Source organism: Cupriavidus sp. 05L411 (assembly GCF_056398045.1).
On sequence record NZ_JBFTOQ010000002.1, the window covers coordinates 206,936 to 231,508 of the forward strand.

28 protein-coding genes and 1 tRNA gene are annotated in these 24,573 nt (G+C 63.5%); 20 read left to right on the forward strand and 9 right to left on the reverse strand.

All coding sequences use genetic code 11. The features are described from left to right. Nucleotides 1-12: 12 nt before the first annotated feature. Nucleotides 13-567, forward strand: a complete 555-nt coding sequence (locus AC1DQR_RS03180; RefSeq protein WP_006162962.1) for a flavin reductase family protein — start codon at nt 13-15, stop codon at nt 565-567. A gap of 18 nt (nt 568-585) precedes the next feature. Further along, the gene (locus tag AC1DQR_RS03185; protein ID WP_416049353.1) at nt 586-1,050 is read left to right on the forward strand and encodes a MarR family winged helix-turn-helix transcriptional regulator; all 465 of its coding nucleotides are present in this window, start codon (nt 586-588) and stop codon (nt 1,048-1,050) included. 13 nt (nt 1,051-1,063) lie between these two features. Here the strand turns inward: AC1DQR_RS03185 and AC1DQR_RS03190 are convergent, their stop codons facing one another. Then, nucleotides 1,064-1,546 (reverse strand): Lrp/AsnC family transcriptional regulator, encoded by a 483-nt coding sequence (locus AC1DQR_RS03190; protein WP_043348484.1) that lies wholly within the window; start codon nt 1,544-1,546, stop codon nt 1,064-1,066. 162 nt (nt 1,547-1,708) lie between these two features. Here AC1DQR_RS03190 and kynB point away from each other — a divergent pair, with 162 nt between their 5' ends. Genes kynB through kynA form a run of 3 tightly spaced genes read left to right on the forward strand, consistent with a single transcriptional unit; the run spans nt 1,709 to nt 4,573 of the window. Beyond that, the gene (kynB, locus tag AC1DQR_RS03195) at nt 1,709-2,374 is read left to right on the forward strand and encodes an arylformamidase (RefSeq protein ID WP_416049354.1); all 666 of its coding nucleotides are present in this window, start codon (nt 1,709-1,711) and stop codon (nt 2,372-2,374) included. Nucleotides 2,375-2,427: 53 nt separating this feature from the next. After that, nucleotides 2,428-3,684 (forward strand): kynureninase, encoded by a 1,257-nt coding sequence (gene kynU, locus AC1DQR_RS03200; protein WP_416049355.1) that lies wholly within the window; start codon nt 2,428-2,430, stop codon nt 3,682-3,684. 13 nt (nt 3,685-3,697) lie between these two features. Next, complete coding sequence (gene kynA, locus AC1DQR_RS03205; protein WP_150984125.1) at nt 3,698-4,573, forward strand: tryptophan 2,3-dioxygenase; 876 nt, start codon at nt 3,698-3,700, stop codon at nt 4,571-4,573. A gap of 50 nt (nt 4,574-4,623) precedes the next feature. Here kynA and AC1DQR_RS03210 read toward each other — a convergent pair whose 3' ends face one another. Next, nucleotides 4,624-5,439 (reverse strand): IclR family transcriptional regulator, encoded by an 816-nt coding sequence (locus AC1DQR_RS03210; protein ID WP_416049356.1) that lies wholly within the window; start codon nt 5,437-5,439, stop codon nt 4,624-4,626. 215 nt (nt 5,440-5,654) lie between these two features. Between AC1DQR_RS03210 and AC1DQR_RS03215 the strand changes: the two genes are divergently transcribed. Then, nucleotides 5,655-6,848 carry an acyl-CoA dehydrogenase gene (locus tag AC1DQR_RS03215; protein ID WP_006162948.1) on the forward strand — a complete coding sequence of 398 codons (1,194 nt, stop codon included), beginning with the start codon at nt 5,655-5,657 and terminating at the stop codon, nt 6,846-6,848. A 159-nt stretch (nt 6,849-7,007) separates the two neighbouring features. Here the strand turns inward: AC1DQR_RS03215 and AC1DQR_RS03220 are convergent, their stop codons facing one another. Continuing rightward, entirely contained in the window at nt 7,008-7,646 is a 639-nt protein-coding gene (locus AC1DQR_RS03220) for a peroxiredoxin (protein ID WP_416049357.1), read from the reverse strand. A 240-nt stretch (nt 7,647-7,886) separates the two neighbouring features. On the opposite strand from AC1DQR_RS03220, the gene AC1DQR_RS03225 reads away from it, so the two are divergent. The 14 genes from AC1DQR_RS03225 (at nt 7,887) to AC1DQR_RS03290 (ending at nt 20,461) form a co-directional block, all read left to right on the forward strand. Further along, the gene (locus tag AC1DQR_RS03225; protein ID WP_324291756.1) at nt 7,887-8,204 is read left to right on the forward strand and encodes an ElaB/YgaM/YqjD family protein; all 318 of its coding nucleotides are present in this window, start codon (nt 7,887-7,889) and stop codon (nt 8,202-8,204) included. A gap of 170 nt (nt 8,205-8,374) precedes the next feature. Further along, the gene (locus AC1DQR_RS03230) at nt 8,375-8,755 is read left to right on the forward strand and encodes a phage holin family protein (protein WP_150984121.1); all 381 of its coding nucleotides are present in this window, start codon (nt 8,375-8,377) and stop codon (nt 8,753-8,755) included. Next, complete coding sequence (locus tag AC1DQR_RS03235; RefSeq protein WP_416049358.1) at nt 8,752-9,258, forward strand: DUF3318 domain-containing protein; 507 nt, start codon at nt 8,752-8,754, stop codon at nt 9,256-9,258. The genes AC1DQR_RS03230 and AC1DQR_RS03235 overlap by 4 nt, the downstream gene beginning before the upstream one ends. Before the next feature lie 163 nt (nt 9,259-9,421). Then, nucleotides 9,422-10,588 carry an AI-2E family transporter gene (locus tag AC1DQR_RS03240; RefSeq protein ID WP_416049359.1) on the forward strand — a complete coding sequence of 389 codons (1,167 nt, stop codon included), beginning with the start codon at nt 9,422-9,424 and terminating at the stop codon, nt 10,586-10,588. 45 nt (nt 10,589-10,633) lie between these two features. After that, the gene (locus AC1DQR_RS03245) at nt 10,634-12,529 is read left to right on the forward strand and encodes an alpha/beta fold hydrolase (protein ID WP_416049360.1); all 1,896 of its coding nucleotides are present in this window, start codon (nt 10,634-10,636) and stop codon (nt 12,527-12,529) included. Between the two features lie 306 nt (nt 12,530-12,835). Beyond that, the gene (locus AC1DQR_RS03250; protein WP_477132504.1) at nt 12,836-14,197 is read left to right on the forward strand and encodes a tyrosine-type recombinase/integrase; all 1,362 of its coding nucleotides are present in this window, start codon (nt 12,836-12,838) and stop codon (nt 14,195-14,197) included. Between the two features lie 139 nt (nt 14,198-14,336). Next, nucleotides 14,337-14,942 carry a hypothetical protein gene (locus tag AC1DQR_RS03255; RefSeq protein ID WP_477132505.1) on the forward strand — a complete coding sequence of 202 codons (606 nt, stop codon included), beginning with the start codon at nt 14,337-14,339 and terminating at the stop codon, nt 14,940-14,942. Between the two features lie 208 nt (nt 14,943-15,150). Further along, nucleotides 15,151-15,360: a DNA-binding protein gene (locus AC1DQR_RS03260; protein ID WP_477132506.1), complete on the forward strand. Its 210-nt coding sequence runs from the start codon at nt 15,151-15,153 to the stop codon at nt 15,358-15,360. Then, nucleotides 15,360-15,728 (forward strand): hypothetical protein, encoded by a 369-nt coding sequence (locus tag AC1DQR_RS03265; RefSeq protein ID WP_477132507.1) that lies wholly within the window; start codon nt 15,360-15,362, stop codon nt 15,726-15,728. The genes AC1DQR_RS03260 and AC1DQR_RS03265 overlap by 1 nt, the downstream gene beginning before the upstream one ends. Next, nucleotides 15,725-16,558: a DUF7146 domain-containing protein gene (locus AC1DQR_RS03270; RefSeq protein WP_477132508.1), complete on the forward strand. Its 834-nt coding sequence runs from the start codon at nt 15,725-15,727 to the stop codon at nt 16,556-16,558. The genes AC1DQR_RS03265 and AC1DQR_RS03270 overlap by 4 nt, the downstream gene beginning before the upstream one ends. Then, a complete protein-coding gene (locus AC1DQR_RS03275) occupies nt 16,555-17,646 on the forward strand; it encodes a helicase RepA family protein (RefSeq protein ID WP_477132509.1) in 1,092 nt (363 codons plus the stop codon). Before AC1DQR_RS03270 ends, AC1DQR_RS03275 begins: the two co-directional genes overlap by 4 nt. A gap of 231 nt (nt 17,647-17,877) precedes the next feature. Further along, nucleotides 17,878-18,159 carry a hypothetical protein gene (locus AC1DQR_RS03280; RefSeq protein WP_477132510.1) on the forward strand — a complete coding sequence of 94 codons (282 nt, stop codon included), beginning with the start codon at nt 17,878-17,880 and terminating at the stop codon, nt 18,157-18,159. A gap of 52 nt (nt 18,160-18,211) precedes the next feature. Next, nucleotides 18,212-19,096, forward strand: coding sequence for a hypothetical protein (locus AC1DQR_RS03285; RefSeq protein ID WP_477132511.1), 885 nt, complete (start codon nt 18,212-18,214; stop codon nt 19,094-19,096). 510 nt (nt 19,097-19,606) lie between these two features. Further along, nucleotides 19,607-20,461, forward strand: coding sequence for a hypothetical protein (locus AC1DQR_RS03290; protein WP_477132512.1), 855 nt, complete (start codon nt 19,607-19,609; stop codon nt 20,459-20,461). Nucleotides 20,462-20,479: 18 nt separating this feature from the next. Here the strand turns inward: AC1DQR_RS03290 and AC1DQR_RS03295 are convergent, their stop codons facing one another. From AC1DQR_RS03295 to pal, 6 genes are all read right to left on the reverse strand, one after another. Further along, entirely contained in the window at nt 20,480-20,908 is a 429-nt protein-coding gene (locus AC1DQR_RS03295) for a hypothetical protein (RefSeq protein ID WP_477132513.1), read from the reverse strand. A 195-nt stretch (nt 20,909-21,103) separates the two neighbouring features. Then, a tRNA-Lys gene (locus AC1DQR_RS03300) sits at nt 21,104-21,179 on the reverse strand. A gap of 71 nt (nt 21,180-21,250) precedes the next feature. After that, nucleotides 21,251-22,366 (reverse strand): YeeE/YedE family protein, encoded by a 1,116-nt coding sequence (locus AC1DQR_RS03305; RefSeq protein ID WP_416049361.1) that lies wholly within the window; start codon nt 22,364-22,366, stop codon nt 21,251-21,253. A gap of 65 nt (nt 22,367-22,431) precedes the next feature. Further along, complete coding sequence (gene queC, locus AC1DQR_RS03310) at nt 22,432-23,115, reverse strand: 7-cyano-7-deazaguanine synthase QueC (protein ID WP_416049362.1); 684 nt, start codon at nt 23,113-23,115, stop codon at nt 22,432-22,434. A gap of 151 nt (nt 23,116-23,266) precedes the next feature. Further along, a complete protein-coding gene (gene ybgF, locus AC1DQR_RS03315) occupies nt 23,267-24,025 on the reverse strand; it encodes a tol-pal system protein YbgF (RefSeq protein ID WP_183036209.1) in 759 nt (252 codons plus the stop codon). An 18-nt stretch (nt 24,026-24,043) separates the two neighbouring features. Next, nucleotides 24,044-24,559 carry a peptidoglycan-associated lipoprotein Pal gene (gene pal / locus AC1DQR_RS03320; RefSeq protein WP_477132514.1) on the reverse strand — a complete coding sequence of 172 codons (516 nt, stop codon included), beginning with the start codon at nt 24,557-24,559 and terminating at the stop codon, nt 24,044-24,046. Nucleotides 24,560-24,573 lie beyond the last annotated feature (14 nt).

Below are 24,573 nucleotides of genomic sequence, written 5' to 3' on the forward strand. Positions count from 1 at the left end.
GGAGCCCGCGCTATGGGCATGCCTGAGGCCACGCCAAGCATCATCGGCAAAGCCGCTTCTCCCGATTTCGATACGCTGCACTTCCGGCGCACGCTGTCCCAGTTCGCCACCGGCGTGACGGTAATCACCACCCGCGCGGGCCCTGGCTCGCCGCCGGGCGCGCCTTTCGTGGGCATTACCGCCAGCTCGTTCAACTCGGTCTCGCTCGATCCGCCGCTGGTGCTATGGAGCATGGCCACACGCGCCAACAGCCTGCCGATGTTCCGCGACGGCTCGCACTACATCATCAATGTGCTGTCGGCCTCGCAACTGGACCTGTGCCAGCGCTTCGCCACGCTCAAGGGCGACCGCTTCGCGGGTGTCGACTACCGCCTGTCCGAGAACGGCCTGCCGATCCTGGCCAACGCGCTGGCCTGGTTCGAATGCCACAACCGCAGCCGCTACGACGAGGGCGACCACGTCATCTTCGTGGGCGAGGTGGAGCGCTGCGGCGTGCACGACAACGCGGGCAACCCGCTGGTGTTCCACGACGGCCGCTTTGCCACCACCGATCCGCTGACGGACTGAAGTCCGGGCGCAGCAGTCATGAAGGATTCGCCCAAGCCGGCCCCGGCGGCCCCAGACGCTTTTGTAGATGGCTACCTGCCCTATCTGCTGGCGCGGGCCAGCCACCTTGTGTCGGGCGAGTTCCATCGGCAGGTCGAGGCAGCCGGGTTCTCCGTGCCCGAATGGCGCGTGCTGGCCACGCTGGCCGACCGGCCAGACTGCACCATCGGCGCGCTGGCCGATATCACGCTCACCAAGCAGCCCACCCTGACCAAGCTGATCGACCGCATGGCCGCCGACGGCCTCGTCACGCGGCGCAACGGTGCCCTGGACCGCCGCCATGCGCTGGTATCGATCACCGCGCGCGGCCGCAGCCGCGCCCGCGCCCTGCTCGACCAGGCCGCCACGCACGAGCAACAAGTGCTGGATGACTTTGGCGTCGCGCAGGGCAACCAGCTCAAGGACACCTTGCGCCGCCTGATCGCACTGCACGCGCCGCGCTGAGTGCCGGCAGCCCTCAGGGCCGCGGCTCGCCCTTGACGACCGCCAGCGGCGAGCCATCCGTCTTGATCCTTTGCAGCACGATGTTCGAGCGGATATCCATCACGCCCGGCGTGCGGTAGAGCCGGTTCACGATGAAATCCGAGTAGTGCTTGAGGTTGCGCGCCTGCACGGTCAGGATGTAATTGCTGTCGCCGGTGATGATGTAGGCCGACACCACTTCAGGCCAGGATTGCACCGCCGCGTTGAAGGTATCGTGCCAGCCCTCGGTTTCGGGGCGCATCGATACCTGCACGATCGCCTCCAGTTCCAGGCCGAGCCGCTCGGCGTCGAACCACGCCCGGTAGCCGCCGATCACACCGTCCTCCTCCAGCAAACGCACCCGCCGCAGGCAGGCCGAAGGCGACAGCGCCACGCGGTCGGCCAGGTCCTGGTTGCTGATGCGCCCGTTCTCCTGGAGGCAGGTCAGGATGCGCAAATCGATGGGATCCAGGTTCATTTCGCAGATTCTTCCATGATTCTCTTCATAAATGAAATTCTATGCGAAAACCACTGGAATCCACTGGCCATTTCGCAAGCCTCTTGTCCGTAATATTGACTATCATGCCGTCATCCGCTCCATGAAGAGCCTTGGAACGCCGCTCCCAGGCGTCAGCCCCCGATGACGAACCGCCCCACCCCCGATACCAACGATAGGCCGCGCCAGCTCTGGGACATCAGTCCCGCGCTCTCGCCCGACACGCCGGTCTGGCCGGGCGACACGCCGTTCCAGCTCGAGCGCAACTGGCAGATCGACGCCCACTGCCCCGTCAATGTCGGGCGCATCACCATGTCGCCCCACACCGGCGCCCATGCCGATGCGCCGCTGCACTACGCCGCCGACGGCGCGCCCATCGGCGCGGTGGACCTGGCGCCCTACCTCGGCCCGTGCCGGGTGATCCATTGCATCGGTGCGGCCCCGCTGGTCGAGCCCCGCCACATCGAACATGCGCTGGCAGGCGTACCGCCGCGTGTGCTGCTGCGCACTTACCAGCAAGCGCCGCTGGCGACGTGGGACCCGGACTTCTGCGCGGTCGCGCCGGAAACCATCGCGTTGCTCGCAGCGCACGGCGTGACGCTGGTCGGCATCGACACGCCCTCGCTGGACCCGCAGGAATCCAAGACCATGGCCGCGCACAACATGGTGCGCCAGCATCGCCTGGCCATCCTCGAAGGCCTGGTGCTCGACGCCGTGGCCGAGGCCGACTATGAACTGATCGCCCTGCCCCTGCGCTTTGCCGGACTCGATGCAAGCCCGGTGCGTGCCGTGCTGCGCAGCCTGGCCTGAACGATCGCACTGAACGACCCGAACCCAACCTCCCCCCAGGAAACCTCTCACACATGACCGCACTGACTCGCGAGCAATGCCTCGCCCTCGACCAAGAAGATCCGCTGCGCCACCTGCGCGACCAGTTCGCGCTCCCGCAAGGCGTGATCTACCTCGATGGCAACTCGCTGGGCGCGCGCCCGCGCAGCGCCGCGGCACGCGCCGCCGAAGTGGTGAGCGAGGAATGGGGCACGGGCCTGATCCGCAGCTGGAACACGGCCGGGTGGTTCGAACTGCCCCAGCGCCTGGGTAATATGCTGGCACCGCTGGTCGGCGCCGGCGAGGACGAAGTCGTGGTGACCGACACCACCTCCTCCAACCTGTTCAAAGTGCTGGCGGCCGCGCTGCGCGTGCAGCAGACCCGCGACCCGAAGCGCAAGGTGATCGTATCGGAAGCCAGCAACTTCCCCACCGACCTCTACATCGCACAGGGGCTGGCCGATCTGCTGCAGCAAGGCTATTCGCTGCGCCTGGTGAATGCGCCCGAGGAGATCGATGCGGCGGTGGACGCCGACACCGCCGTGCTGATGCTGACCCATGTCAACTACAAGACCGGCGAAATGCTCGACATGGCCAGCGTGACCGAGATGGCGCATGCCCGCGGCGCGCTCACGGTGTGGGACCTGGCCCACTCGGCCGGCGCCGTGCCCGTGGCGCTCAAGGCATCGGGTGCGGACTACGCGGTCGGCTGCACTTACAAGTACCTCAACGGCGGCCCCGGCTCGCCCGCCTTCCTGTGGGTCGCGCCCTCGCTGCGCGATGCCTTCTGGCAACCGCTGTCCGGCTGGTGGGGCCACGCCGCGCCGTTCGCGATGGAACCCGGCTACCGCCCGCGCGAAGGCGTCGCGCGCTTCCTGTGCGGCACCCAGCCCATTGCCTCGCTGGCCATGGTCGAATGCGGGCTCGATATCTACGCCCAGACCGACATGGCAGCGCTACGCGCCAAGTCGCTGATGCTGACCGACCTCTTTATCGCGCTGGTGGAAACACGCTGCGCCGCGCACCCGCTCGAACTGGTGACCCCGCGCGCCCATGCACGCCGCGGCAGCCATGTGAGCTTTGCCCATCCGGACGGCTTTGCCGTGGTGCAGGCCCTGATCGAGCGCGGCGTGATCGGCGACTACCGCGAGCCACGCATCGCGCGCTTTGGCTTCACGCCGCTGTACACCAGCTTCACCGAAGTCTGGGATGCAGTGGAAATCCTGCGCGACGTGCTCGACAGCGGCACCTACAAGGCCGAGCGTCACCAGACGCGCGGCCTGGTGACCTGAGCAGGAGCACGCCATGAGCAACCACAAGGGATGCCCGATGTCGGGCGCAGGCGCCACCGAGACCAGCGATGCCAGCTGGCACGACGCCCAGATGGATTTCGCCAAGGACATGAGCTACGGCGATTACCTGGCGCTGGACCAGATTCTCAACGCCCAGCATCCGCTCTCGCCCGAGCACAACGAGATGCTGTTCATCGTGCAGCACCAGACCAGCGAGCTGTGGATGAAGCTGGCACTGCACGAGCTGCGCGCCGCGCGCGAATGCGTGCGCCAGGACCAGTTGCCGCCTGCCTTCAAGATGCTCACGCGAGTCTCGCGCATCATGGAGCAACTGGTGCAGGCGTGGAGCGTGCTGGCGACGATGACGCCGCCGGAGTACTCGGCGATGCGCCCTTACCTCGGGATGTCGTCTGGCTTCCAATCGTTCCAGTACCGCGAGATCGAGTTCATCCTCGGCAACAAGAACGCGGCCATGCTGCGCCCGCATGCGCACCAGCCGCAACACCTGGCGCTGGTGGAAGAAGCCCTGCGCACGCCGTCGCTGTATGACGAAGCGATCCGCCTGATGGCGCGGCGCGGCTTTGCCATCGATGCGGCCTGCATCGAGCGGGACTGGACCAAGCCGGCCGGCGAGAACGCCTCGGTGGAAGCGGCATGGCTGGAGGTCTATCGCAAACCCGAGGCGCACTGGGAACTGTATGAACTAGGCGAGAAGTTCGTCGACCTGGAAGATGCTTTCCGGCAGTGGCGCTTCCGCCATGTCACCACCGTGGAACGCGTGATCGGCTTCAAGCGCGGCACCGGCGGTACCGAAGGCGTCAGCTACCTGCGCAAGATGCTCGACGTGGTGCTGTTCCCGGAGTTGTGGAAGCTGCGCACGGACCTGTAAGCGGGCAGTATTGGCAACGCGACGCCGGCCAAGGCCGGTGTCGCCTCGCTTCAAAGCGCCGGGTCCGACAGCCGCGCCGCCAACGCGCGCAAGGCAGGCGCCAGCTTGTCGTGAAACACCGCTTCCTCGACCGAGCCATAGGACGCACTGCAACTCAGCATGTGCAGCTCCTTCTCCCCCACCGGACGGAATGCCACCGCGCATGCATGGATGGCCGGGTGCCAGTCGCGGAACGACGCCGCATAGCCCAGGGTCGACGCCTGCTCCACCGTGGCACGCATGGCCGCCTCCTGGGTTTTCCACTGTTCGGGATAGGCCAGGGCAAACTCCGACAGCACCCGTTCGCGCTTGGCTGCCGGCAAGGCCGCCAGGTAAGCGCGGCCCATGGAGCTCGATACCAGCGAGAGCCGCGACCCCACGCCCAGCCCCAGCATCACGCCCGCATCGTTGCGAATCGATTCAAGATAGATCACCTCCATGCGCTCGCGCTTGCCCAGCGAGACCGACACCCCGTAAGCCTGCGCGAACGCCAGCATGTGCGGGCGCGCCAGCGTCACGACATTGGACGCGGACAGGTAGGAATAGCCTAGTGCCAGCACGCCGGCATCGAGGGCGTACTTGCCCAGGCTATCGTCGTAGCGCAGGTAGCCCAGTTGCACCAGTGTGCCGGCCAGCCGGCTCACTGTGGCTTTGGGAAAGCCCGTGCGGCGCACGAAATCCTGGTTGCCCAACATCGACTCGCCAGTGCGAAAGCAACGCAGCAGCTCAAGGCCGCGCGCCAGCGCGGCAACAAAATTGGGATCGCTCTCGCGCGGTGTGGCGCTGGCGGCATCCGCCACAGGCGTGGCTTGCGATTCAGTGGCCAAAAGTGATCTCCGCGGATTGGATGGAGGCAGCGCGGCCTATTGCATGGATCGCGCATTGCGATATACTACATCACCGGAACAAAGTTCCGCAATGCGGAACCACGAAAGCACCACGGCGGACCGCGGAATGCGCCGATACTTCCTGAATTCAGGGTTGGCTCGCGAGGCCGCCCATCCCGATCTGCACTAGACCTGCACTACCGAAGGAGACCTACATGGCTGCCAACGCCGAATTCCACTGGGCTGACCCGCTGTTGCTGGACGACCAGCTGAGCGCCGACGAGCGCATGGTGCGCGACGCCGCCCTGGCCTATTGCCAGGACAAGCTCGCCCCGCGCGTGCTGCAATCGTTCCGCAATGAGAAGACCGACATCGAGATCTTCCGCGAGATGGGCGAGCTGGGCCTGCTCGGCCCCACCATTCCCGAGGAATACGGCGGCCCSGGCCTGAACTACGTGGCCTACGGCCTGATCGCGCGYGAAGTGGARCGKGTGGATTCGGGCTATCGCTCGATGATGAGCGTGCAGTCGTCGCTGGTGATGGTGCCSATCCAYGAATTCGGCAGCGAAGCGCARAAGCAGAAATACCTGCCTAAGCTGGCGACCGGCGAGTGGATCGGCTGCTTCGGCCTGACCGAGCCGAACCACGGCTCCGACCCGGGCTCCATGATCACACGCGCCAAGAAGGTGGCAGGCGGCTATGAGCTGTCCGGCGCCAAGATGTGGATCACCAACTCGCCCATCGCCGACGTATTCGTGGTGTGGGGCAAGCTGGTCGGCGACGACGGCAAGGAAGCGATCCGCGGCTTTATCCTCGAAAAGGGCTGGAAGGGCCTGTCGGCACCTGCCATCCACGGCAAGGTTGGCCTGCGCACCTCGATCACTGGCGAAATCGTCATGGACCAGGTGTTCGTGCCGGAAGAGAACCTGATGCCGGGCGTGTCCGGCCTGAAGGGACCCTTCACCTGCCTGAACTCGGCCCGCTACGGCATCGCCTGGGGCGCCCTGGGCGCCGCCGAGTTCTGCTGGCACACCGCGCGCCAGTACACGCTGGACCGCAAGCAGTTCGGCCGCCCGCTGGCCGCCAACCAGCTGGTGCAGAAGAAGCTGGCCGACATGCAGACCGAGATCACGCTGGGCCTGCAAGGCTGCCTGCGCCTGGGCCGCATGAAGGACGAAGGCACCGCCGCGGTGGAAATCACCTCGATCATGAAGCGCAATTCCTGCGGCAAGTCGCTGGACATCGCCCGCGTGGCGCGCGACATGCTCGGCGGCAACGGCATCTCGGACGAGTTCGGCGTGATCCGTCACGTGGTCAACCTCGAAGTGGTCAACACTTACGAAGGCACCCATGACATCCACGCGCTGATCCTGGGCCGCGCCCAGACCGGCATCCAGGCGTTCTTCTAAAGCACGCCGCCCGGGCCCGCCCACTCTCTCGCAAGACATAAAAAGGCCCGGCTGCGAAGCCGGGCCAAGCACACTACCAAGGAGAGACGACGGGCGAGCCCATCGTTGTACAACACCGGTCCGCCGGCCCGGCGCTACGCGCCCTGGCCGGCTGCTTGCTTACTTGTTGGGTTGCGGCGTCAGCCGCAGGTAAGGCCGCACGGCCTTGTATCCCTTCGGAAATTTCTGCTTTATCACGTCCTCGTCCTTCAGCGAGGGCACGATCACCACATCCTCGCCGTCCTGCCAGTTGCCCGGCGTGGCAATGCTATGGTTGTCGGTGAGCTGCAGCGAATCGATCACCCGCAGGATCTCATTGAAGTTGCGCCCGGTGCTGGCCGGGTAGGTGATGGTCAGCCGCACCTTCTTTTCCGGGTCGATCACAAACAGCGAGCGCACCGTGAAGGTCGCGTTCGCATTGGGGTGAATCATGTCGTACAGCTCGGAAACCTTGCGGTCGCCATCGGCGATGATGGGGAAATTGACCGTGGTACCCTGGGTCTCGTTGATATCCTTGATCCACTCGCGATGGGACTCGACAGGATCGACCGACAGTGCGATGACTTTGACATTGCGCTTGGCAAAATCACCCTTCAGCTTCGCCGTCAAGCCGAGTTCGGTCGTGCAGACCGGTGTGAAATCGGCCGGGTGCGAGAAAAGCACGCCCCAGCTGTCGCCCAGCCATTCATGAAAGTGAATCGGGCCTTCACTGGAATCCTGTGCGAAATCCGGTGCGATGTCACCGAGACGTAGAGCCATGCGGGTCTCCTCAAGAGGCAAAATAGGGTGGAACCACTCTAGTGCGATTGCGATCCAACCCAAACGAATATAAAGTCACTACAAAATCACCTTTTTGTATTAAGACCTTTGTTAAGACCTTTGTCCTGCGTCACAGTCCTACACGCTGTGTCGGACTCGTGGTGTTGAAACCACGGCGGTTCCCCGCATATGCTAGTAAAGAGGGCTAGAAGCTGCCCGACAACGTGCGGGGAAGGCAAAATGTCACAATCCGAAACCACCGCCCGCAAACAGGAGAAACTGATGAGCGATGTCAAGACCGTTTTGTCCGATGCCGAAGAACTGCTTAAGCAAGCGGCCTCGACCACAGGCGAGAAAGCTGCCGAACTGCGTGAGCGCGGCATGGGCCTGCTGAAACAAGCCAAAGAAAAGGCCCAAGACCTCCAGGACGCCGTGGTCACCAAGAGCAAGGCGGCTGCACGTGCCACCGACGACTACGTCCATGACCATCCGTGGCGCGCTGTCGGTGTTGCCGCCGGCGTCGGCCTGCTGATCGGCCTATTGCTGAACCGCAAGTAATTCGCCAGGCCGCAGGCCTCGCGCATGAACCCGAACGCCTTGCACCTGTGCCGCCGCATGTCGCGGCGCAGTGCCGGGCAACGCCCCGCCAGCGGTCCCGCACCGCTGGCGGGGCTCCCCGTCTGCAGCAGGTGCAGCGCTTCGCCGCTGCACGCCTTCGCCGGAATTGAATGAGCGACCCCACCTCTTCCCCCAAGTTTATGGATGCCCTGCGCAGCCTGGCAGGATCACTGGTGGCAATGGTGCAGACTCGCCTTGAACTTGCCAGTGTCGAACTCGCGGAAGAACGCTCCCGGCTGATGAAGATGGCCTTGCTGGCCTGTTTCGGCCTGGTGTTCTTTGGCCTAGCCATGGTGACACTGACCGTATTGATCGCCATCGTGTTCTGGGACACCTACCGCTGGCAGGCCCTGGGCGTGCTGGTTGCGTTATACCTGGCCGCCTGCGCAATCTGCCTCGCGGTTGCCCGCCATCTGGTGCGCAATGCCCCGCCCCTGTTCGAAGCGACGCTGGCCGAGATCGATAAAGACCGGGAGATCCTGCGCCGATGAGCACACCACACACCCCAGGCGAGCCGGCCGACAACGCGGCCGGCACCGCAACCACTTCCAAAGCGCCTCGCTCGCACCCACGCCCCGTACGTTTCGCGCGGGAGGTGCGCCTGCCCCTTGCCATTCGCAAGGAGCTGCTGATCACGCGCGCCGCGCTTGAGCGCTACGACTGCGCCCAGGCACTCCATCACGTCCGTGGCAGCGCGACCCGCCTCGGCCGCTTCAGCACCTGGCTGCCGCGCATGACCCGGCCCGCCTCCTGGCTCAAGCTGCTTGGACTCGCCAAGGATTACCCGATGCTCAGCTCAGCCGTGTCCCTGGCGCTGCCGCTGCTGCGCAAGACCCCGGTGCTGCGCTGGGGCTGGAAGCTGTCCAAGTTCGGCGCGCTGGCCGCAGCCGGCTACTGGGCCTACGAGACTTTTCAGAAAAGCTCCGCCCTGGATGCCAGCAAGACCCCGTCCGACACCGTCGACACAGGGTTCCGCGACCCGCTGGTGCGTTAGCACCGCGATACGCCATGCAAGGCCGCCACCTGTGCCGGCCTTGCCTACCGCGGGCCTGTCATACGGCAATGAAGGCAATCAGCGCCACGCGCCGCGGCAAGCCGCCGAATGCCACCATCGCGGCGCGCGCTCCAACGCTTTTTCGACGCAAGGTGACAGCGCAATGACCCAACGAGCGGAAATGCAGCAAAAGGCGTTCTACCTGCTGCTTGCAGTCGTGTCGATAGCTTTCTGCTTCGTCCTGCGGCCTTTCTTCGGCGCCGTGTTCTGGGGCGCCATTCTGGCCATCATCTTCACGCCACCCAACAACTGGCTGACCCGGCGCATGGGCGGCCGACGCAACCTGGCATCGCTGACCACGCTGACGCTATGCCTGCTGATCGTCGTGCTGCCGCTGATCTTTGTCACCGGCGCCCTGATCCAGGAAGGCAGCACCGTCTACCAGCAGATCAAGTCCGGCCAGCTCAATTTCGGCGCCTACTTCCAGCAAGCCTTGCACGCCCTGCCACCGTCGGTGACCAGGGTGCTGGACCGCTTCGGCCTGACCGATATCAGCGACCTGCAGCAAAAGCTCACCACGGGGGCCGCCCAGGCCAGCCAGATCATCGCCGCGCAGGCGCTCAGCATCGGGCAGAACACATTCCAGTTCGTGGTCAGCTTTGGCGTGATGCTGTACCTGCTGTTCTTCCTGCTGCGCGATGGCCCGCAGCTTTCCAAGATCATCATGCGGGCGATCCCGCTGAGCGAGCCGCACAAGCAGCACCTGCTGCGCAAGTTCACCACCGTGGCCCGCGCCACCGTCAAAGGCAACATCGCCGTGGCCGCGGTGCAAGGCGCGCTGGGCGGCCTGGCCTTCTGGTTCCTCGGCATCCAGGGCTCGCTGCTGTGGGGCGTGCTGATGGGCTTCCTGTCGCTGCTGCCTGCGGTGGGCGCCGCACTGATCTGGGGACCGGTGGGAATCTACTTCCTGCTGACCGGCGACGTGGGCAAGGGCTCCATCCTGATCGGCTTCTGCGCGGTGGTGATCGGCGCGGTGGACAACGTGCTGCGCCCTATCCTGGTTGGAAAGGACACCCGCATGCCCGACTGGGTGGTGCTGATCTCCACGCTGGGCGGCATGGCGCTGTTCGGGCTGAGCGGCTTCGTGATCGGCCCGCTGATCGCCGCGCTGTTTATCGCCAGCTGGGACCTGTCCACGTCCACACGGGAAGAAATCGAGCGCCGGGACGCCGCGCACGACAAGGACCCGACGCCGCCCGCACCGTCCACAGGCGCAACCGGGCAAGCCTGCGCCCAGGCACCGGGCTCCGAGGCGGCACGCACGGACTGAGCCCTGGTGCCGCTTGCCGGCCCCAAACACACCAAGGAGTGAGCATTGCGTCAAGACAAACCGTCATCCGGTGCGCAGGCGCTGGCAAAGGTGAAGCACTACGGCGTGCGTGAACTGTTCCGCAAACCGGACCGTTCCCAGTTCTCGATCTCGCCGGATGGCCGCCACCTGTCCTTCCTCGCCCGGCACCAGGGCCGCCAGAACGTCTTCGTGCAGGCCATCGACACCGAAGGCAACGTGTTGGGCGAAGCCCGGCCGCTGACCCACGAGAGCGAGCGCGACCTGCCCTTCCACACCTGGAAAGGCAACGCGCACATCTTGTACGCAAAGGACTTTGGCGGCGACGAGAACTTCCACGTGCTGTCGGTGCCGATCGGCGGCGGCGAACCTGTCGACCTGACCCCGTACCCGGGCGTGCGCGCGGAGATCATCGACGATCTCGAGGACGATGACCGCCATATCCTGCTGTCGCACAACAAGCGCGACCCGGAGGTATTCGACGTGCTGCGCGTCGATGTCGTCACTGGCGAGTCCGTGCAGATCGCGGAAAACCCGGGCAACGTGATGAGCTGGGGCACCGACCACGCAGGCCGCCTGCGGGTAGCGACCGCCAGCGATGGCGTCAACACCACCCTGCTCTACCGCGATGCCGAGGACGAGCCTTTCCGCCCGATCCTGACCACCGACTTTCGCGAGACGGTCTCGCCGCTGTTCTTTACCTTCGACGACAAGCAGTTGTATGTGCAGTCGAATCGCGGCCGCGACAAGACGGCGATATTCGAATTCGATCCGCAGACCGCCAAGGAAGGCCGCCTGGTCTTCGAGCACGACGAGGTAGATGTCGGCGGCCTGTCCTACTCGCGGCATCGTCGCGTGCTGACCGCCGCCTGGTACACCGACTGGAAGACACACCGCCATTTCTTCGACGCCCACGCCGAGCAGATCCATGCCGACCTGGAGCGGCAACTGCCGGGCTACGAGCACCACGTCACCAGCATCACGCGCGACGAAACCCGCATGATCGTCTCCGCGTCGAGCGACAAGACCACCGGCACGCGTTTCCTGTACGACAGCGGCACGCAAAAGCTGGTCACGCTAGGCAAGGTGCAGCCCTGGCTGGATGAAGCCGACATGGCCGGCATGCAGCCGATCCGCTTCACCTCGCGCGACGGCCTGCAGATCCACGGCTACCTGACGCTGCCGGTGGCCAGCGCGGGAGAGCCTGCGCCGCGGGGCCTGCCGCTGGTGGTCAACCCGCACGGCGGCCCGTGGACGCGCGACGTATGGGGCTTCAACCCCGAGGTGCAGCTGCTGGCCAATCGCGGCTATGCCGTGCTGCAGATCAACTTCCGCGGCTCCACCGGCTACGGTCGCGCATTCTGGGAGGCGAGCTTCAAGCAGTGGGGCAAGACGATGCAGCACGATATCGACGACGGCGTCGACTGGCTCGTCGCGCAAGGCATCGTGGACCCCAAGCGCATCGCGATCTACGGCGCCAGCTATGGCGGCTATGCAACGCTGGCGGGCGTCGCCTTCACGCCGGAGCGCTACGCCGCGGCCATCGACTATGTCGGCGTATCGAACCTGTTCACGCTGCTGGAGACCATTCCCGCGTACTGGAAGCCGATGCTAGACATGCTGTATGAGATGGTCGGCAACCCCAACGTGGAAGCCGAGCGCCAAGCCCTGCACGATGCCTCGCCGGTGTTCTTCGCGGACAAGATCCGCACGCCGCTGCTGGTGGCGCAAGGCGCCAACGATCCGCGCGTCAAGCAGGCGGAGAGCGACCAGATCGTCCAGGCGCTGCGCTCGCGCGGCGTGGATGTGGAGTACCTCTTAAAGGAAAACGAGGGCCACGGCTTCCACAACGAGGAAAACACCTTCGACTTCTACGAAGCCATGGAAGCGTTTCTCGCCAGGCACCTGGCCAGGGAAGGCTGATTTGCGACTGCTCCGCGCCCGAACATCAGGCGCGGGACACGAAACAAAAAAGGCGTAGCGGTTGCCCGCTACGCCTTTTCGCAATGCTGGTGGGTCGTGCGTGACTCGAACACGCGACCAACGGATTAAAAGTCCGCACAAGATCCCATTACTTCACGTTGATCGGCGACCACGGAACCCGGAAATTACGTTAAAAAACAATGCACTAACGCATTCCTTTCGAACTGCCATCTTGATCTACGTTGATTCAGTGCCCTAGAATCTGCTTACATAGCGCTTACATGGGCGGACTTGGGGGAGGGGAAAGTGCCAAAGGTTAAATTCACGGAGCGGCGGGTAGACGGGCATAACTGCCCCGAGGGCAAGGCGCAAGCTTTCCTATGGGACGAGAAAACGCCCGGGCTTGGCCTTCGCGCGACTGCGAGCGGCGCGAAGGCCTACATTTTTCAGGGCAGGATTCACGGGCAGACCGTCCGCCTGACTATTGGCGACCCGCGAAGCTGGGACATTGACAAAGCGCAGGAGGAAGCACGCCGCTTACAACGGTTAATTGATGAGGGCAAAGACCCGCGCGAGGTAAAGGCCGAAGTACGCGCCGCTTACGAGGCTGAAAAAGCCGCCGCCCGCCGCAAAGATGTAACCCTCGGCGATGCTTGGGCCGTCTACGTTGCGGCCCGCCGTCCTAAATGGTCCGAGCGTCATTACCTCGACCATATCCGCCTTGCAGACCGTGGCGACCGCGATTGGAAGCGGGGCAAGACGATTGCTGCGCCGCTCGCCGCCCTGCTGGATGACCGCCTATCGGACCTGACCCGCGACCGTATTGCCGGATGGTTGGAAAAGGAAGCGGAGAGCCGCCCGACGAGCGCCGCCCTCTCCTTTCGGCTGCTGCGCGCCTTTGTTCGCTGGTGCGGCGACCAAGCGCACTACAAAGGGCTTATACCGCCTGACGCCTTTTCCAGCCGTATTTCGCGCGAGTACGTACCCAAGACCAAGGCGAAGGACGATTGCCTACAACGCGAGCAGTTGCCCGCGTGGTTCGCCGCCGTGCAGGCGATATCAAATCCGGTCATATCGGCCTACCTCCAAGGGTTGCTTATCACGGGTGCACGGCGGGAAGAGTTGGGCGGCCTGCGGTGGGAAGACGTGGATTTCCAATGGGGGAGCCTGTCCATTGCCGATAAGGTAGAAACGGAAACGGGGCGCGTTATTCCGCTCACTCCTTACCTCTCGTCCCTGCTGCTGGACCTGAAGCGCCGCAATGAACTGCCGCCCACCGTCCGAAAAATGCGCGCGACCGAGGCAAGCGGCGAGAAATGGGAACCGTCCCCTTGGGTGTTCAGTAGCCCCACATCCGCCAACGGCAGGCTGGCAGAGCCGCGCAATGCCCACTCCAAGGCGCTGAACGTGGCCGGATTGCCGCATGTAAGCCTGCACGGCTTGCGCCGGTCTTTCGGTACGCTGTGCGAGTGGGTAGAAATGCCGGCCGGCATCTCCGCGCAAATCATGGGACACAAGCCGTCAGCCATTGCCGAAAAGCACTACCGCCGTCGCCCACTCGACCTGCTGCGCATGTGGCACACAAAAATCGAGGCGTGGATGCTGGAACAGGCGCGCATCGAGTTTGTGCCCGACGCTGCGAAACCAGCGTTGCGTGCGGTAAAGTAGCCGTGTCTTATGCGGCGGCGCGCTCTGCACGCGCGAGGCCGCTAACAGTTTGCCCCTACCTAGATATGCCTATCGATTGCGCAATCGATAGGCATATCGAAAAGCCGGTCCCTTCACCGGCCCCGGCAGGGGCGCCCCAATGAAGGAAGCGCGCGAAGGGCGCTCAATGGCAACGCAATTTCAAGTAGCGGTCTTGGGCCGCGAATTCGGGGACAGCCTGCTTTCAATCGCAGAATTCAAGGCGTGGTTGACCAAGACCGGCGAGGAAGTCGAGACGGCCCCGCCGTTGCCGGACTCAGGCTTTATCCAAGTCGAAATGTTGCTGTGCGGCATCGAACTGGCCGCGCAGAATGATTACCCGGACGAGGCAGCGCGCGCCATTGTGGCGGCCGCCCCTCCGTTCTCGACACACGAACTGGCCGATGCGGCCCCGAATTGGCTCATCGGCGCAGAAACACATCGGGCATGGCGCGAACGGCTACGGGAGGCGATTGAGCAGGGCGAGTTGAAACTACGCGACCCCATCGCAAAGCGTCCCATTGCTGCGCCACAACGGCCCGCGAACAAGGCCGCTGCGCTAACCGCCGAGCAGCGCGAGCAGATTGTGAAGCGGGCGAATAGTGGCGAGAAGCATACCGCGCTCGCAAACGAATTCAACGTGACCCGTCAATACGTCAGCAAGCTATGCAAGCAGGTAAAAGAGAACGCACAGCCTACTAATTGGGCCTTCGGCAAAAAAAACTGACCGACACCGGTTGCACCACTGGTTGCCGCAACCTCCCGCAAAGCCTTATGCGGCAACGGTGCGCGGTTGCGGTTTGATTGCACAAAGTTGCAGTTCTGAGACTGGCCCCAAGCGATTCGCATTGATCGCCGGGGCAACAAGGCAGTAAGTATTTCCGCTCCGACTTCATGCGACGCGAAACCTAGTTTCGTGCCTTGGAGGTCAGCATATGGAAGCGGCGCAAATCGTGGTGGGCATCGACGCCCGCCCACTTACTACGGAAGAATTCGCGGCGGAAATCAAAGTCCGCCCGCAATCCATTCGGAAACGGTACTGCCAAACCGGCAGCTATTGGGGCATCCGTCCCGTAAAGGTGCCGAATGGCCGCCTGCTGTGGCCGGCGGATTCCCGTGAGCGCTTCATGCAGCGGGGCGTGTAATGAAAAAGTCCGACCGCCGCCAAGCTACATCGGACCTTTTCGATACTGCCGAAACTGTCCCCAATTCTAACGCGCGTCTGAAGTTTGCGGGCACCGATGACCCGCAATGCCTGCGCGTAATTTACGCAATCCTGATTCGCCCGCTCTCCGCCGAACACGAGGAGTTTGCCTCGCCTTGCTGCGCGGAACCTGCATCGATTGCGAAGCTGCGCGACCTTGGCCTTGGTGAGGAGGGCCTGCCGTGCACGATGGTTCCCGCCCTGAACGCCGACGGCCTGCCGGTCCACCAAAGCGTGTACCACCTGACGCAAGCCGGTAGCCGTGCTGTCCGCGCTTGGCTGCGCAAGCGCGATAAGGAGGCGGCATGATTGCATGGGTCGATTACGAAGTTGGCAATCATCGCCTACAGTGCCCCGCCTGCGGGCGCGGCGAGCGCGACAAGACCTTGGGCCTCAGCATTGAAGCCGATGGTAAAGGCGTTGCGCATTGTTTCCGCTGCTCGTTCGTTGAGAGCAATCGTCCCGAGCGCGTCGGTGTCGGCCAATTGCTCGCTACCAAGCCCGTTATCAAGCCCATAACCGCGCAAAAACATGAAACGCTGTCCGCCTATGGCCGCGACCTTTGGCGCGATTGCAGGGCGCTTTCAGGCGATGCCATCGCGTATCTCGAAGCGAGGCATTGCCGCATCCCGCCGGCTGATGGTGATTTGCGTTTTCATCCCGCCTTGAAGCATCCGACCGGCCATGTTGGACCTGCGCTTGTCGGTCTGATTACTGACGCTGCAACGGGTCAGCCGTTGAGCTTGCATCGCACGTGGGTTCAAGCCGATGGCCGCAAAGCTAACATCGACCCGCCGCGCCTATTGTTGCGCGGCCATCGCAAACAAGGCGGCGTCATTCGCCTCTGGCCTGACGAAGCCGTGACGGCGGGCGTAGGCGTCGCGGAAGGCGTGGAAACGGCGCTCAGTCTGGCGTGGGCATATGCGCCCGTGTGGGCCTGTATCGATGCCGGCAACCTCGCCGCACTGCCGTACCTGGCCGGTATTGAATGCCTCGTTATCGGCGCGGACAACGACCCGGCAGGCATCGCGGCTGGCAAGGCCTGCGCCGCTCAGTGGGCGGGCGCGGGCGCCGAGGTGTTTGTTACCCGGCAGGCCGAGAACGACCTGAATGACGTGCTCGCGGAGGTGCCGGCATGAACGCGGAAGCAGAACGCATGAAGAACGTGCTTTCGCAGGCCGAGCGCATCGTTAAGCCGGTACAAGACGGTACGGACCGCGACGCTAAGGCAGCCAAAGCGGAATCGCTTCTGAGCGTGGCATTTGCCGATGAACTGCCCGAGACCTTTACGCCGCCCGACGAACTGGTGCAAGGGGTTTTGACCGCAGGCGGTGGCAGCATGCTTTACGGCGGCTCCAACAGCGGCAAAACGTTTTTCGCGATTGATATGGCCGCTTCCGTAGCTCGCGGCGCGCCGTGGCTGGGTCGCCAGACCGAACCGGGGCTTGTGATTTACCTTGCCGCAGAATCGCCCGCTTCGGTGCGTAGCCGCTTGCAGGCGTACCAGATGTACCACAAGGTGCGCGTGCCCAACTTCGCCATTGTGCAAAGTCCTATCGACCTCTTCGACGGAGAAGCGGACACGGACGCCGTTATCGAACTCGTGCAGCAGTTGGAAGCGAAATGCGGGAAGCGTGCGCGCCTGATTGTGGGCGACACCTTGGCCCGGCTGAGTGCCGGCGCGAATGAGAACGCCGGGCAGGATATGGGGCTTGTGGTCCGCCATTTCGACCGCATCCGCGCCGAGTGCAACGCGCATTTCTTGCTGATTCACCACAGCGGGAAAGACGCCGCCGCTGGTGCCCGTGGTTGGAGCGGCGTCCGCGCAGCCGTGGACACCGAAATTGAAGTGACGGACTTGGCCGCCGGTCACTGCGCCGAAATTACGAAGCAGCGCGACTTGCCCACCAAAAGCGAGCGCATCGGCTTCAGGCTCGAAACGGTGCAACTTGGGATTACCAAGTGGGGTGACCCCGCCACATGCCGCATTGTGCTGCCGGCCGATGCGCCGGCGAAGCTGAAAGGCAAGCGCATGGGCGCAATCGAAGGCGCAGTGGTCGAGTTCTTGGCGTCGCACAAGGTCGGCATCAAAAAGAGCGATGTGCGGGCGCATTTCGAAGGCCGGTATTACAAAGCGTCCGTCTATCGCGCCATCCAGTCGCTTGTGGACGCTGGCGCAGTGCATGAAGCCGCCGGCATGGTCTGCATTGCGGAGGCCGCCAAATGATGAGGGTGGTGCGCGAGGGTGCATTTAGGGTGCACGCACCTTCGCGCACCTAGGCAAGAGGGTGCGTTTAGGTGCGCGACCCTTTAGGGGCGCACCCAAACGCACCTGCTGTACCCCCGCGAGGGCATTCAACAAATACAGGAGGGCTGGCTATAGCTGATGCTTTGTAGATGACCGCGCAGTAACGACCAAACCCGCGCCATAGGCGCACTATCGAAGAGAGGTAAAGAAATGACTGCAACCATTCAACCGCCCGTATGGAACGTCCCCGCCGATGCCGTAACCGGCCTCGCGCCACTTCTGGATGCCTACGGGGCCGCAAATAACGTTCTGGTTAAGGTTGACCCCACGAATGCCGCTCACCGTGACGATGACCCGGTCTATCGGCTGGCCCGCTATGCGTATGGTCATACGGGCCTGAGTGGCGGCGATGGCCCTCTCGGCACAGTGTGGTACGACGCGCGCACCGGCCTTCGCCTTTACAACGTGGTCGGCTGGCAAATGGCCCAGTGACGGCACCGGACCCGGCTGCTGTTCCTTCCGTTTTCACTTTTGGGAGTTAGACATGAGCATGTTCGATTTTCTCCACAAGGCCAATCTGACGAGCCGTGATGAGCAGGTGTTGCGCAACATCATGGCTTCGCCGGAGGCCGAACGCATCATTGAGCGCGCCGAGCAGGCCACCATCGAAAAGCGCATCGCACTCAAGGCGAGGCTGGACACCGTTGACCAGCGTCACGACAAGGACGTTAGCGCTGCCGGCGTTGCGCTCCAAAATGCAATTCGTGCCCGCGAATCCCTCGAAGCGCAATTGGTTGCCGCGCGCCACGAGGAAAAGCGCACGGGGGCCGCAATTGACGCTGCTGAATCGGCCAAGCACCGCGAGGCGCGCGCTTTGCAACAGGACTTGATTGCTTCCCGCGACATGCGGCTTGATGACTTTTTCCGGCACCTTGACAGCGCTGCGGACAAGCTGCGCCACCTCACGCGCATTACCGCGTTCCCGGTTAATTCGTGGACCGGGGAAACGTCGGCGAAGTACGAGTCCAACACCGCCGAGGTGACCGCGCTCGTGACTGCGCTGAAGGAGGCGATGGCCGAGGTAACGGGCATGGCGTTGCTGCCGCTGGCCCGCAACGAGGTAAGCGAGCGCCTGACCGTTCTGACGCACAAGCTTGGGCCGGCGCTGGAGGCGTTTTCGCTCCCTACGCCCCGCCTGGACGAGAGCGGCGAGGTTACGTTGAGCCGCGAGCGCCTTAAGCTGGCCGACGTGCTGCAGGACAATGGCGTTCGTGAGCCGGGCGACCAGCCGGCGGCGGTAACGACGCAAGCGCGTCCCCGTACGCAAAAACACGGTGCCAGCACGCCAAAGCCTGTCGTCGCTATCGAACGCACTGGCGGCAAGAACGCCAACAAGCAGGCGGTACGTTTCACTGGCTCGCGTATCTAACGTTGGGGGGGCTGTACCCTTGCGGCACAGCCCTACCGATGCCCTAGGCGGCGCCGCACTTGGCGCCCGCCTCGTCAGTTTTGTGCATAGTCCTCTACTCAATTTTGCGGCTGCAAAAATTGCAGCTAGCGCACGGTCTAGCGGCGCCCGGCCCCAGCGATTTATCGCCCCCTCCCCCGTCTTAATCGGTACTGCCAGCCCTCAAATCGGGGCTAGGCTGCACGCGCGTCGCTGTCATGCTGCTCGCCTACATCGTGGATGTGTTGCTCCGCTCTGCGTACGTTCTAGCGCGTGCGGCACGCACCATAGTCCGGCGTTTATTGACAAGGGCGCCGTAACCCGGATGCCAGCATCGACGTTAGGACGGGCGAGCATACGTCGTCACCTTGGCGGGAAGTCTTCGATAAAGCCATGCGCAATCCTACGCCGAAGCCTTTCGGGAAGGCTTTCGGGAAGGCTTCCCGCATGGCATCCGCCATGCCTTCGTGGATGGCATGCGGGATGGCTTAGATGAACGGTTTGCGAAACGGCTTGCCGAACGGTCCAATTGCACTTTCTGAGACGGTTTCGGGATGGCTTGGCCTTGCCTGCTCGGCGATAGGCCTTTTCACCATGGACAACAGGGCTTTCGACTATGGCGCAAAGTTTCGGGTCGTAAGGCGGGACTTCCTCGGGCGCCGTACCGATTTCCTCGGAAGCAGCACCAAGGGAATCGGAGCCGGCCGCCAAATTATGGGAGGGAGTATTCTGTACCGAGCGGCATACAAATGGGGAGCAGATATGGAAGCTACGCGGCGTGGAAAAGCTATCGTAGTGGCGCGGTCACAGCTTACGCGAATCGCAGGCTGGTTCGCAAAAACGGCCGACCCTTGGTCGAAGTGGATGCAGGTGGTTGCTATCGTGGGGGCGGCATGGTGGGCGATTTACAACTACAACCTACTCGGAACTTCTGAGCCGACACCGGTGATGAAAGTATCGGTGGAGGTGTTGCCATACGACGCCGACAAGCGCCTCCTTGTCGTGCACGCCTTACCCCATAACGTTGGCAAGGTTTCCATTGATGTCGGCTACCCGATGTCAATCACGATTAAGCGCATTCCCGAAGGCGAAGGGTCTGGCTACATCGACCGAGATAAGCTGCCCCCTCTGTTTGAAGCAAAAAATATAATTCAGCGTTATGCCGGCTACCAACTCGACCCCGGCGTCGAGTTTGAGGAGGTTGAGCCTTTCGTGGTACCCGCCGGCGCTAGCTACATCGTTGAGGCTGTCTTAGGCCTAAAGAAGGATGAAGAGGTCGGGGCCACGCAACTCGTCCACGTTGGCGCGGGCGAGATGGCAAGCTCAACGCAAAAGCGCGTCAAGTAGCCCCTTAGGCCAATGCTATCAAGCGTCTGCAGGCGGGACGGAGATCAGACGATATCTGATGTCGCCGCCCGAGGCCGACCCGCTTGGCTGAATGTCTAGCCGCATCTCACGCAGTAGTGCGGCAAGCAACTGGTCGTGCTTCTCGTCGCTCCGCTTGGTGTTCCGATACGAAATTTCGTCCTGAAATGCATACAAAGCCTTCAAGACTGCGGGTGGCGCAACGAGTGTCAAGGCGTTCACGGCATCGGCATAGCGCGCTTGCGCGACGGGAGTAGAACGCCCCCGTACGACGCCGGAAAGTGCGGCCACGAACTCCCGGTAGTGCTCAAGCCTCGCCTTCCGCCAATCCGCTTCGTGCTCCCGCTTCTTTGTTAAGACATAGGTTACGACGGCAACCAAGATTGCAAAAAGGCCGGCGGCCAAGGCGGTGATGACGGCGTTTCCCAAAGCGACATCCTCCTATTGCGAGCGCTAGCAGTGTAAAGGCTGCGCGCGCAACGCAGAAGAGCCAGAAGCCCCCCGGGGCGGATTCGACCAGCGCCACCGGGGCCCAATTGATCGAGTCCGGTTACAAGGCGCTTACATGGAAGTGGCAAAGAAAAAAGGGTTTGCAGGCGCTAACCTGCAAACCCTTCTAGATGCTGGTGGGTCGTGCGTGACTCGAACACGCGACCAACGGATTAAAAGTCCGCTGCTCTACCGACTGAGCTAACGACCCGGAAAAACTGAAGCCGCGATTATAGGAATATCTTGGCCCTAAAGTCAACCTTTGAACACGAACTACTCGTGCTAGATCATGCGCTCAAGGCGCCATATCTGGTAGCGGAAGCCCAGCACCGAGCCAAGCAGGATGCCGGCCAGCGCGATAAACGAGCCAATCGCCAGCGTGGATACGCCTGACAGCCCCTGGCCGATGGTGCAGCCCAGCGCGGTCACGCCACCCACGCCCATCAGGACGCCACCCACCAGATGATTGCCGACGTCCTCGGCATTGCCAAAGCCTTCCCAGCGAAAGGTGCGGGTCACTAGTGCGTACGCAGCGGCGCCGGCCACCACGCCGAACACGCTGACGATGCCGATGGTCAGCACCTTGCTCTTGTCGCTGAACATCATCAACCAGTCGAGCGTGTAAGCATAGGGAGCGACAAAGCTCAGGCTCTCCATGCGGCCGCTGTTGCTGGCAACGAACAGTTCCTCGAGCGTATTGGGATCCTCAGCGACATAGCCGAGGTGCCCGGACACGTACCACATGGCCACGATGATCAGGCCCACCGCCAGGCCACCAAGCAGATTATCGAAGGTGCGGAAGCCGCGTCCCGCCATCGCCCAGATCACCAGCGCCCCGCCCACCACCAGCGCGATGCCGACTTGCAGGCTGGCGCGCGCCAGGCCGCTGGCGTGCGCCAGCACGGAGGGCAGGTCTTGCGTGGTGGGCAACGTGAGCGCCACGGCATCGACGGTGTTCACGCGAATCACGCCAAACAAGCCGCGCAGCGTCATATAGGCCGACAGCCCCAGGAAGACGAACACCACCAGCGACTTCAGGTTCCCGGCGCCGATACGCACCAGCGTCTTGCTGCCGCAACCCGAGGCCAGCACCATGCCGAAACCGAACATCAGCCCGCCCACCAGGGCGGAGAGCCAGCTGAGCTTGCTGGCGGCATAAATGGTCTTGGTGGGATCGATGTAGCCGCCCGCAGCCAGCGCGGCGGTGCCGATCATGGCCACGCCGATGGCCAGCCCCCACATGCGCATGCGGGTCCAGTCACCCATATTGACGATGTCGGAGACCGCACCCATGGTGCAGAAGTGCGTGCGCTGGAGCACCGCCCCAAACAGGAAGGTCAGGATGAAGGTGCTCGCCAGTATGGTACGGCTGAGCGCGGCGATATCGATTTCGGGCATGGGTGTCCGGCGGGGGAAGCGGAACGGGTGGGTGCGCGCAAGCGCGCTGGTGGCAACGACAACCGTCAGGCTGCGCCCTGGTAGCGGGTGGGATCAGGCACGCCGGCGGCCTCGAAGCCCGCGCGGCGGATGCGGCAAGAGTCGCACACGCCACAGGCCCGGCCATCGTCGTCGGCCTTATAGCACGACACCGTCATGCCGTAGTCCACCCCGAGCTTGACGCCGGCGCGGATGATCTCGCCCTTGGTCATGTCGATGATGGGCGCATGCACGCGGATGCGCTCGCCTTCGACGCCGGCCTTGGTGGCCAGGTTGGCAAGCGCCTCGTAGGCGGACACATACTCGGGCCGGCAATCCGGATAGCCAGAGTAGTCGACCGCGTTGGCACCGAAGAACAGGTCGCGGCCGCCAACAGCCTCGGCCCAGCCCAGGGCCAGCGACAGCATGATGGTATTGCGGGCCGGCACGTAGGTCACCGGAATGCCGCCGACGGCGCCGTCCGTAGGCACCTCAAGGCTATCGTCGGTCAGCGCGGAGCCGCCGAAGCGGCGCAGGTCCAGGTCGATGATCTCGTGGCGCACCGCGCCCAGGGCGGAGGCCACGCGCTTTGCGGCCTCCAGTTCCGAGGAGTGGCGCTGACCGTAGCGCATCGACAACGCATAGGTCTCGAAGCCCTGCGCATTGGCCATGGCAAGGACGGTGGCGGAGTCCAGGCCGCCGGAAAGCAGGACGATAGCGCGTTTTATCATGATGGCAAGGCGCGGCGCCTGGAGGCGCCACGCAAAATTCGAGGCGAATCGGGTATTTTAGCGCGCCAAAGACTAAAGGCCCGCGGATGCGGGCCTTTAGTGTACTGACTGCTACCTGGGCCGCTTAGCAGCGCCCCGCCCTCTCAGGCGCTTACTTCAGCGTCTTGAGGCGATTGCTCGCCGCCTGCGCGCCCTCGGTGCCGGGGTATTTGGCTACCACCTGCTCCAGGGTCTTGCGGGCCGCGGGCTTCTGGCCCGATTCGATCTGGTTGTTGGCGATGGCGATCAGCGCATCCGGCACCTTGGGATGATCCGGATAGGCCTGCACCATGTTCTGCAGCACCGAGGTCGAGCCGCGGTAGTCGCGCTGCGCGTACAGCGAGTTGCCGAGCCAGAATTGCGCCAGCGGCACGTACGGGCTCTGCGGGTACTTCTTGATGAAGCCCGCGAACACGTTGCCGGCACCCTTGAAGTCCCCGGTCTGGAACTGCTTGAGCGCGGCATCGTATTCGGTCTTCTCGCCAGGTTGCGACAGCCCTTCGCGGCCATCCACGGTGACCTGTTGCGGCTCGAATTTCTTCAAGCGCGCATCCAGGTCCGCGTAGTAGTCCTTCTGCTGCTTTTGCAGCGTCGTCACCTCGTTCTGCAGCATCTCGTTCTGGCCGCGCAGCCGCGCCACTTCCTGGCGCAGGCCTTCGAGCTGGTTCTGCATGTCGAGCTGGGCGCGGCTGTTCTGGTCGATGCGCTGCGATGCCGTCGCCTGGAAACCGTTGAACTGGTCCCGCATGTTGACGATGGCTTTGCGCGCCTCGTCATCGTCGAACACGCCGGCCCGCGCCTGTGCCAACGGCAACAGGCTGGCGCAGGACATCGCAGTAAGCAATACCAACTTGGAGACGCGTGCTTTCATGAGATGGCTGTCCGCAGATTAGTACGTGATGTCCGCGCGGCGGTTTTCTGCCCAGGCGGCTTCGTCGTGACCGGTTGCCTTGGGCTTTTCCTTGCCCAGGCTGACGGCTTCCATCTGGGTTTCCGGCACGCCCAGCGAGGACAGCGAGCGGCGCACGGCTTCGGCGCGCTTCTGGCCCAGTGCCAGGTTGTATTCGCTGGTGCCGCGATCGTCGGTGTTGCCCTGAATCAGGATGCGGCGGCCCTTGTTGGCGGCCAGGTACTTGGCGTGCTCCGACAGCATGCCCTGATAGTCGGACTTGACGCTGTAGCTGTCGAAGTCGAAGTACACGCTGCGCTTGGCCAGCGGGCTGTTCGGATCGTTCAGCGGATCACGCGACACGTCCACCGGCGCCACGGCGCGAGCGTCGGTCGAAGGCGTACCCTTGTTGCCGGCAGCGGCATTGGCGGTGTCGTCCAGCTTGACACCGGAGCTGCAAGCGCCGAGTGCCAGCAGAGCGGCGACGGCAAGGGTTTTGGTCATCATATTGGTCATGGCTAGGAACTCCT

Excerpts from the sequence above, each read along its gene's own strand:
- AC1DQR_RS03180 (WP_006162962.1), top strand. The coding sequence starts at position 13 with ATGGGCATGCCTGAGGCCACGCCAAGCATCATCGGCAAAGCCGCTTCT.
- AC1DQR_RS03185 (WP_416049353.1), top strand. The coding sequence starts at position 586 with ATGAAGGATTCGCCCAAGCCGGCCCCGGCGGCCCCAGACGCTTTTGTA.
- AC1DQR_RS03190 (WP_043348484.1), bottom strand. The coding sequence starts at position 1,546 with ATGAACCTGGATCCCATCGATTTGCGCATCCTGACCTGCCTCCAGGAG.
- kynB (WP_416049354.1), top strand. The coding sequence starts at position 1,709 with ATGACGAACCGCCCCACCCCCGATACCAACGATAGGCCGCGCCAGCTC.
- kynU (WP_416049355.1), top strand. The coding sequence starts at position 2,428 with ATGACCGCACTGACTCGCGAGCAATGCCTCGCCCTCGACCAAGAAGAT.
- kynA (WP_150984125.1), top strand. The coding sequence starts at position 3,698 with ATGAGCAACCACAAGGGATGCCCGATGTCGGGCGCAGGCGCCACCGAG.
- AC1DQR_RS03220 (WP_416049357.1), bottom strand. The coding sequence starts at position 7,646 with ATGGCTCTACGTCTCGGTGACATCGCACCGGATTTCGCACAGGATTCC.
- AC1DQR_RS03225 (WP_324291756.1), top strand. The coding sequence starts at position 7,887 with ATGTCACAATCCGAAACCACCGCCCGCAAACAGGAGAAACTGATGAGC.
- AC1DQR_RS03230 (WP_150984121.1), top strand. The coding sequence starts at position 8,375 with ATGAGCGACCCCACCTCTTCCCCCAAGTTTATGGATGCCCTGCGCAGC.
- AC1DQR_RS03235 (WP_416049358.1), top strand. The coding sequence starts at position 8,752 with ATGAGCACACCACACACCCCAGGCGAGCCGGCCGACAACGCGGCCGGC.
- AC1DQR_RS03240 (WP_416049359.1), top strand. The coding sequence starts at position 9,422 with ATGACCCAACGAGCGGAAATGCAGCAAAAGGCGTTCTACCTGCTGCTT.
- AC1DQR_RS03255 (WP_477132505.1), top strand. The coding sequence starts at position 14,337 with ATGAAGGAAGCGCGCGAAGGGCGCTCAATGGCAACGCAATTTCAAGTA.
- AC1DQR_RS03260 (WP_477132506.1), top strand. The coding sequence starts at position 15,151 with ATGGAAGCGGCGCAAATCGTGGTGGGCATCGACGCCCGCCCACTTACT.
- AC1DQR_RS03265 (WP_477132507.1), top strand. The coding sequence starts at position 15,360 with ATGAAAAAGTCCGACCGCCGCCAAGCTACATCGGACCTTTTCGATACT.
- AC1DQR_RS03270 (WP_477132508.1), top strand. The coding sequence starts at position 15,725 with ATGATTGCATGGGTCGATTACGAAGTTGGCAATCATCGCCTACAGTGC.
- AC1DQR_RS03275 (WP_477132509.1), top strand. The coding sequence starts at position 16,555 with ATGAACGCGGAAGCAGAACGCATGAAGAACGTGCTTTCGCAGGCCGAG.
- AC1DQR_RS03280 (WP_477132510.1), top strand. The coding sequence starts at position 17,878 with ATGACTGCAACCATTCAACCGCCCGTATGGAACGTCCCCGCCGATGCC.
- AC1DQR_RS03285 (WP_477132511.1), top strand. The coding sequence starts at position 18,212 with ATGAGCATGTTCGATTTTCTCCACAAGGCCAATCTGACGAGCCGTGAT.
- AC1DQR_RS03290 (WP_477132512.1), top strand. The coding sequence starts at position 19,607 with ATGAACGGTTTGCGAAACGGCTTGCCGAACGGTCCAATTGCACTTTCT.
- AC1DQR_RS03305 (WP_416049361.1), bottom strand. The coding sequence starts at position 22,366 with ATGCCCGAAATCGATATCGCCGCGCTCAGCCGTACCATACTGGCGAGC.
- queC (WP_416049362.1), bottom strand. The coding sequence starts at position 23,115 with ATGATAAAACGCGCTATCGTCCTGCTTTCCGGCGGCCTGGACTCCGCC.
- ybgF (WP_183036209.1), bottom strand. The coding sequence starts at position 24,025 with ATGAAAGCACGCGTCTCCAAGTTGGTATTGCTTACTGCGATGTCCTGC.
- pal (WP_477132514.1), bottom strand. The coding sequence starts at position 24,559 with ATGACCAATATGATGACCAAAACCCTTGCCGTCGCCGCTCTGCTGGCA.